Origin of the sequence: Corallococcus sp. AB030 (assembly GCF_003668965.1) — a bacterium.
GTDB lineage: Bacteria > Myxococcota > Myxococcia > Myxococcales > Myxococcaceae > Corallococcus > Corallococcus exiguus.
The window spans coordinates 26,905-33,737 of record NZ_RAWQ01000106.1 but is presented as its reverse complement, the minus strand read 5'-3'; the positions used below and the strand labels follow the sequence as shown (position 1 = coordinate 33,737).

Below are 6,833 nucleotides of genomic sequence, written 5' to 3'. Positions count from 1 at the left end.
CCGCCCTCCTGGCCCCCCAGGCCATCCGCCACGACGAACAACCCGCGTTCGGGCAGCACGCAGTACGCATCTTCATTGTGCGGGCGCCGCCCGATGTGGGTCTGCCCCGCGCACTCGAATCTCATCACCACCGCCTCCTGGCTGGGCTCCCGGTCAGCAAACGGGAGGCCAACGGCCCGGTCGCTTCATGCCCGGGGTTCCCCCATGGGGTTCTCGCCTCTGGAGAACGCCCGGGTGCGCGTTCTCGCCGCGCACCCGCACTCCCCTGTCCGCGGACCGACGTTGCGGTCGTCTCCACCCCGTCCCGCCGCGACTTTTCAACGGGCGTGACACCCCGAAGGCCCGGGCGGGCTTCGTGGGAGGACGCGGGACTGGCGTCCACGTGTGGAGCAAGGGTGGGAGTCATGGGCGCCGGTAGGATATCGGGCATTGTGGCCAATGGGGATCCACTCGCGTCCCCCTAGCAACTCCTGCCGGCCCCAGCGGACAATGCAGGAGCTGCCCGACCTGCGGGCCATCACCCGAGGAGAACCATGACATCCATCCGCCGAGTGGGTTCTGGCATCTCGACGTCCCGGGCCTGGTCCATCTCCTCCGAGCTGGAGGTCACCGCCCCGGTGCAGCAGCAGCCCATGACGCCGGTGGAGCCGGTGCGGCGGGGCTTCTCCGACTCGAGCGACTTCCAGGCGGACGCCGACGGCGACCTGGCCGGTGCCCTGCTCGAGGACCTGGGGCTGACGTCGGGGCCGTCCTCGGAGGCCGGGGGGCGCGCGTCGGGCCTGGAGGACCCGGAGGCCCGGGCCGCGCTGCTGGAGAACCCCCACCTGCGCACCTTCGCGGGGGAGAGCACCTTCGAGGCCGCCGCGCCCGCGTACGCCCAGCGGCTGGGCACGCCGCAGATGTCCACGCCGCTCATGCAGGCGCGCCACTTCCAGCAGGCGGAGCGCCGCGCGGAGGCCTCGCCGGCGGATCCGTCCCTGGACCCCTCCGACATCCTGTCGCCCGACGCGGCCGAGTGGGAGCTCCAGAACCTGGACACCATGCCGAGCACCGCCTCCTCGAAGGAGGCGGAGGACCTGCTCTTCCTCCTGGAGTCCGGTGACCTGTCCGGCCTCAGCGACGAGGAGCTGGCCGCGCTGAGCGACGACCTGGACATGGACGACGCGGCTCCGGATGCGTCTGGAGACGCGGAGGGCCTGGAGGTGTCCGGTGCGCCGGAGGATTCGGGCGCGTTCCTGGCCACGCTGGAGGACAGCGGGCCGGAGGCGCTGTCAGCGGATGCGCCGCCGAGCGCTCCTTCGTCGAATGACTTCCTCGCGGACGCGGACGACTTCACGATGGAGGCCGTCCAGGCCGAGGCCGCCTACGCCGCTGCCTATGCCGAGGCCCGCAAGAACGCGGCTTCCGAACCGGAGCCCAGCGTGGTGGTGGCCGCCGAGCCCGCTGACGCGACGGCGGACATCGAGGATGTGCAGGACGCCGACCTCGTGGAGGTCGACGCGGCCCAGACGCCTCCGCCGCCTCCGCTCGAATCCTGAGCCGAGTCCCAAACGGGCCCTGACGCTTCAGGGCTCGGGCCTGTCGGAGAGCGCGGCGTCGAGCTGCTTCTGCGCCTCCATGACGTCCTTCTCCAGCTCGGTCTTGTAGCGGTCGCGCTCGGGGCTCCTCCACTCCGCATCCGAGAACTGCTCGAGCGTGTACTCGCGAGTGGTGTGCACGGGCCCGCGCAGCGTGACCATCAGCTCGCGGTCCGGGTCACCCATCTCCTTGAGCAGGAAGCCCTCCACGTCGCGCAGGGTCAGCGGGAACGTGGGCTTGTCGTCCCGGATGACCTTGCCGAAGACGTTGAGCTTCACCTCCTGCGAGCCCTCCTGCAGCTCCTCGTTGAACGACAGCACCGCGAACGGCACGCCGCCTTCGTCGTCCAGCCGGCCGGACACCACATACCGCCCCGCCTTGCGGACCTGGATGGGGAGGTACAGGTCCAGCGACCCACCCTCCAGCACCTCGCGCACCCTGCCGCTGAACGTGGCCGGCGGCGCGGGTGTGTAAAGCACGTCGAAGAACGCCGAGTCCTCCAGCGAACCCGAGCGCACGCGGAGGGCCACGCGCAGCGTGCCGGAGAACATCGCGAAGCCCTGCTTCGACGGCTGGAAGCGCCCGGTGAGCATCCCGTCACCCGCCACCGCGTCGCCGCCCTGCCCCGAGTCCACGAACGTCACCGGCACTCCCGGCACGCCGCCCGCGTCCGCCAGGTGGTCCGCCTCGTGCGCCATCGCGGACACCACCTCGCACGGGCGCGCCGCGCGGCGCGAGTCCTCGCACGCCACGGTGAAGAGCACCGCTTCGTCACCGACGACGAACACCTTGTCCTGCTTGAGCCGCAGCTGCACGTCGGAGGTGCCGTCCTCCGCGGCCTTGGGGCTCAGCGGCCGGGTGCGCTCCGGCTCCGCCAGCTCCAGCTGATCCGGATGCTCGCGGCTCGGCCGAGACTCGGGCGGATAGCGCGTGGCCGCCACGTAGGATTCCAACGAGCGCTTCGCGCGCTCCAGCCGCTTCTGCCACAGCTCGCGGCGGGCCTCGCGTTCGCGGGCCTCCGGGCTGAGCAGTGACGGCGGGGCGGGCTCGGCCGCCATGGCCGCGCTGGAGCGCTCCGCCGGTGTCCGTGCCCCCTCGCGAGGGTCGGACACCGGGGCGGAGGTGGGCTTCGGTGCGCCCTCCGGCGCTACGGCCCCATCGCTTCCCTGCCACCAGAAGAACGCTCCGCCCACGAGCACCAGGGGCACGAGGGCGAGCAACCACCGGCCGTGGCGCAGCCGGGAGGCGGAGGGGATGGGGCCGTCTTCACGTGTCATGAGCGGGCTTCGCCGGAGGGGGCGGGGGAAGCCGTCATTCTAGTACGCGTACTGGGCCATGTACTCGCGCACCTTGGAGACGATGCCGCCCCAGTTGCCGTTGGCGTAGTGGTTGTACGACTCACCATCGTCGCGGAGGTACACGGAGTGGAAGCTCCACTTCGCCCGGCCGTCGCTGCACGCGTTCTTGAGCAGGTTGAGCGTGCCGCCGCAGAACCAGTCGCCCGGGTTGCAGTAGGAGCCGCCGCTGCTGCCGGAGACACCGCCCGTGGAGTGGTAGGCTACCGCCTCGTCGTCCTGGCCCGGGAGGATGCCGGAGTACAGCGTCCCCTTGGAGCCGGCGAACATGAGGAACTCCACGTTGGCCGTGGCGTTGTGGTTGTACATGGAGCGCGCCGTGGTGGTGACCAGGTCGCTCACCAGGGGCTCGCTCACCGCCCAGTCACCGTGGTCCGCCAGCTCGCTGCCGCCGCCCGCGCCGGACGCCACGGCCACCCACTTGATGTTCCAGCCCTTCTGCGTGGAGGTGCCCACGTTGCCGCATTCGCCGTTGGCGTTGGCCACGGCGTTCTTCACCTGCCGCGTGCTGGTGCCGTACAGCGACAGCGCGTAGCCGATCTGCAGGTCACCGGCGCTGTGCACGGCGAGGTAACAGGAGTTCGTGCCCGTGCAGAAGCAGTCCAGCGCGTTGCGGATGCGGTAGTTCTCCGAGCCCACGCGCTGCGTGCCGTTCCAGTTGACGGCCTTCTTGTTCACGCCCGCCGCGGTGGTGGACGGCCCCCAGTAGCTGAAGTCGGCGTAGTTGCCCGCCTGCGTCTTGTTGCCGTTCTTGCCGTGGATCCACAGCGTGTAGTTCGTCGCGGCGGCTTCGGTACCCACCAACAGCGTCGCGGCGGTCACGGCCGCGCCAATCAGCATCTTCATCGGGGTGTGTCTCCTGGCCTCTCGGGGGGATGAGAGGGCTTCCGCACGGCCCCAGGCCGGGCGAGGGGACAACCACTCTAGGGGTTGTTTCAGATGAAGGCGATAAGCCGAAAGTCCAGCCGTCAGTGAAAACCCTGACGCATCGCGCCGACTGGCGGTGTCACCCCAGCGCGTCCAGGGCGCCGTCTCGCACGAAGCGTTCCAGCCGCTCCAGTGCTTCCGGCAGGTTGGCGCGCCCCAGCCCCAACCGGAAGTGATTGCCCGGAAAGCCATACACGTCACCCGGCAACAGCAACACACCCTCGCGGGTAATCAGTGACTCAGTGAAACGAGCCACCGGGATGTTTCGCAGCAGACGGGGGAAGGCCACGCTGCCGGCGCGCGGGCGCACCCAGTGGAAGGTGTCCGCGTGGCGCGCGAAGAAGTCATCCAGCCGCGCGAGGTTCGCGGTGAGCAGGCCGCGGCTGCGCTCCAGCACGCGTTCACGGGCGCGCAGCGCGATGAGGGACAGCAGCTCGCTGGGGGCGCTGTTGCAGAGCGAGGTGTAATCCTTGAAGGCGCGGCAGCGCGCGAGCAGCTCCGTGTCCCGGGTGGCGAGCCAGCCCACGCGCAGGCCCGCGAGGCCGAACGCCTTGGACATCACGCCCAGGCTCACGCCCTTCGTGAGGCACGACGCGGCGGGCGGCAGCGTGTCGTTCGCGTCGTACTCCAGCAGGCGGTACACCTCGTCGGAGAAGAGGTGGATGCCGCGCGCCTCGCACAGGGCGCACAGCTTCTGGAAGGTGGCGCGGTCCGGCAGCGAGCCCGTGGGGTTGTGCGGGAAGTTCACCACGACCATGCGCGTGTCCGGGCGCAGCGCCGCCGTGAGCGCGTCCAGGTCCAGGGCCCAGCCGTCCTCCTCCCGCAGGGGCAGCAGCGTCACGTCCGCGCCCACGGAGCGCGCGACTTCGTAGAGCGACTGATAGCCCGGCCAGGTGACGACGGCGTGCGTGCCGGGCCCCAGCAGGACGTTCATCGCGACGAACAGCGCCTCCTGCGCGCCCGCGAAGGTGAGGACGTCCTCGGAGATGAGGCCCGGGTACATGCCGGCGATGGCCTCGCGCAGCGCGGGCAGGCCGGGCGTCTCCGTGTAGCCGAGCGTCAGCCCGTCCCAGCGCGCGCGGTCCTCCGGCGACGCGAGCGCCAGCAGGTCCGCCATGCGCCAGCCCTCGATGTCGGAGGAGCACAGGAGGTAGGGCGCGGCGAACTCCCACCGCGCGAAGTACCGCTCCAGTTCGAAGTCGGGGATGCGCATTCACGGCCTCCATGCCCGCCTGCCCACCGGAGGGCGGAGCGGGCCAACAGCCCTTGCCGGACAGGCGAGCGTACGGGCGCGCAGCCGGGAGCAACCGGTGGCGCATGCATAGCTTGAGTCACGTCCCGTTGAAGCGCTTTCCACTTCGCATTGGGAGCTCGCATGGCCTCGACGAAAATCCCGCTCACGCTGCTGGACCCGGATGGCGGGTGGGTGAACGCCCCCGTCCACGTCTCGGAGCTCGACGGACTGCCCGTCCTCCTCCACTTCTGGACCATGGACTGCGAGGACTGCGCGAAGCAGTTCGAGGCCGTGAACCAGTGGGTGGTGGACTACGGGCCCAAGGGCCTGAAGGTCATTGGCGTGGACGTCACCCACAACGAGACGGAGCTCCGGGACACCAACAAGGTGGAGGGCTTCGCGCGCGAGCACGGCCTGCGCTACCCCATCGCCATGGACGACGGCTCCATGGCCAAGGCCTACGGCGTGGACAAGCACCCCGCCTTCCTCCTCTTCGGCACGGATGGGCGGCTGAAGAACCGCATCGGCGGCAAGGACGCCGTGCGCCGCGTGCGCACACTGCTCAAGGACCTGCCCGGCCAGGAGCCGCCCGCGCTCCACGGCGAGGTCTCCCGCGAGCAGGAGGACTCGTTCGCGGCCTCCAATCCCTGAGCCCCTCGCGCCCCCACCCTTCCCTCTCCAGGAGAGTCGCACCATGGCTGACCGACGACACACCGAGCGAAGGGGCTTCTCCCTGGGCGCGCTGGCCGCCGGGGTGGGGGCCGTCGTGGGGCTGAAGCGCGCGCTGCGTCCGCGCTACAACTTCCACGGCAAGACGGTCGTCATCACTGGAGGCTCCCGGGGGCTGGGATTGGTGATGGCGCGCATGTTCCTGAAGGAGGGCGCGCGCGTGGCCATCTGCGGACGCGACGTCGAGTCGCTCCAGCGCGCCCACGCGGACCTGGAGCGCATGGGCGGCGAGGTGCTCACCCTGCGCTGCGACGTGCGCGACCAGGTGCAGGTGGACGCGATGGTGGGCGCCGTCCACGAGCATTGGGGCGCGGTGGACGTGCTCATCAACAACGCGGGCGTCATCATGGTGGGCCCGCTGGAGTCCATGACGCTGGAGGACTTCGAGGAGGCGGTGGACGTCCACCTGTGGGGGCCGCTGTACACGACGCTCGCGGTGGCGCCCGCCATGAAGGCGCGCGGCGAGGGCCGCATCGTCAACGTGGCCTCCATGGGCGGAAAACTGAGCATCCCGCACCTGGTGCCGTACTCCGCGAGCAAGTTCGCGCTGGTGGGCCTGTCGGACGGACTGCGCACGGAGCTGGCCCAGGACGGCATCCGCGTGACGACGGCGTGCCCGTCCCTCATCCGCACGGGCAGCCCGCGCAACGCGACCTTCAAGGGCGACCACGAGAAGGAGTACGCGTGGTTCCACGTGAGCAACTCGATGATGGGCGTGTCCATGAGCGCCGAGCGCGTGGCGCGCAAAATCATGGAAGCGTGCCGCCGGGGTGACGCGGAGGCGCTGGTGGGCATGCCCGCGAAGCTGGGCGCGCTGGGACGCGCGCTGGCGCCCAACCTCACCGCGCGCGTGCTGGACGCCGTCAACCGGCGGCTGCCCCAGGACAGCACCCCGGAGCGCTACAAGGGCAGCGAGAGCGAGACGCCCCTCACCCGCTCCTGGCTCACGGAGATGAGCCGCCGCGCGGCGGAGCGCAACAACGAGAACGAGGTGTCCCTGCACTGACGCG

General features: G+C 70.5%; 6 protein-coding genes and 1 pseudogene. 3 read left to right on the top strand and 4 right to left on the bottom strand.

The annotated features are described in order from the left end of the window. Positions 1 to 125: pseudogene (locus D7Y15_RS45905) on the bottom strand (serine/threonine-protein phosphatase); the annotation flags it as partial. 408 nt (positions 126 to 533) lie between these two features. Between D7Y15_RS45905 and D7Y15_RS24050 the strand changes: the two are divergent. Beyond that, entirely contained in the window at positions 534 to 1,538 is a 1,005-nt protein-coding gene (locus tag D7Y15_RS24050) for a hypothetical protein (RefSeq protein WP_121754062.1), read from the top strand. 27 nt (positions 1,539 to 1,565) lie between these two features. Here D7Y15_RS24050 and D7Y15_RS24045 read toward each other — a convergent pair whose 3' ends face one another. From D7Y15_RS24045 to D7Y15_RS24035, 3 genes are all read right to left on the bottom strand, one after another. Continuing rightward, the gene (locus D7Y15_RS24045; protein WP_121754061.1) at positions 1,566 to 2,855 is read right to left on the bottom strand and encodes a hypothetical protein; all 1,290 of its coding nucleotides are present in this window, start codon (positions 2,853 to 2,855) and stop codon (positions 1,566 to 1,568) included. Positions 2,856 to 2,894: 39 nt separating this feature from the next. Next, positions 2,895 to 3,779, bottom strand: a complete 885-nt coding sequence (locus D7Y15_RS24040; RefSeq protein ID WP_121754060.1) for a hypothetical protein — start codon at positions 3,777 to 3,779, stop codon at positions 2,895 to 2,897. Between the two features lie 160 nt (positions 3,780 to 3,939). Continuing rightward, positions 3,940 to 5,073, bottom strand: a complete 1,134-nt coding sequence (locus D7Y15_RS24035; RefSeq protein ID WP_120577760.1) for an aminotransferase class I/II-fold pyridoxal phosphate-dependent enzyme — start codon at positions 5,071 to 5,073, stop codon at positions 3,940 to 3,942. Between the two features lie 162 nt (positions 5,074 to 5,235). Between D7Y15_RS24035 and D7Y15_RS24030 the strand changes: the two genes are divergently transcribed. Continuing rightward, positions 5,236 to 5,745, top strand: coding sequence for a peroxiredoxin (locus D7Y15_RS24030; protein WP_121754059.1), 510 nt, complete (start codon positions 5,236 to 5,238; stop codon positions 5,743 to 5,745). A gap of 43 nt (positions 5,746 to 5,788) precedes the next feature. Then, on the top strand, positions 5,789 to 6,829 hold the full coding sequence (locus D7Y15_RS24025) for an SDR family oxidoreductase (protein ID WP_121754058.1): 1,041 nt from the start codon (positions 5,789 to 5,791) through the stop codon (positions 6,827 to 6,829). Positions 6,830 to 6,833 lie beyond the last annotated feature (4 nt).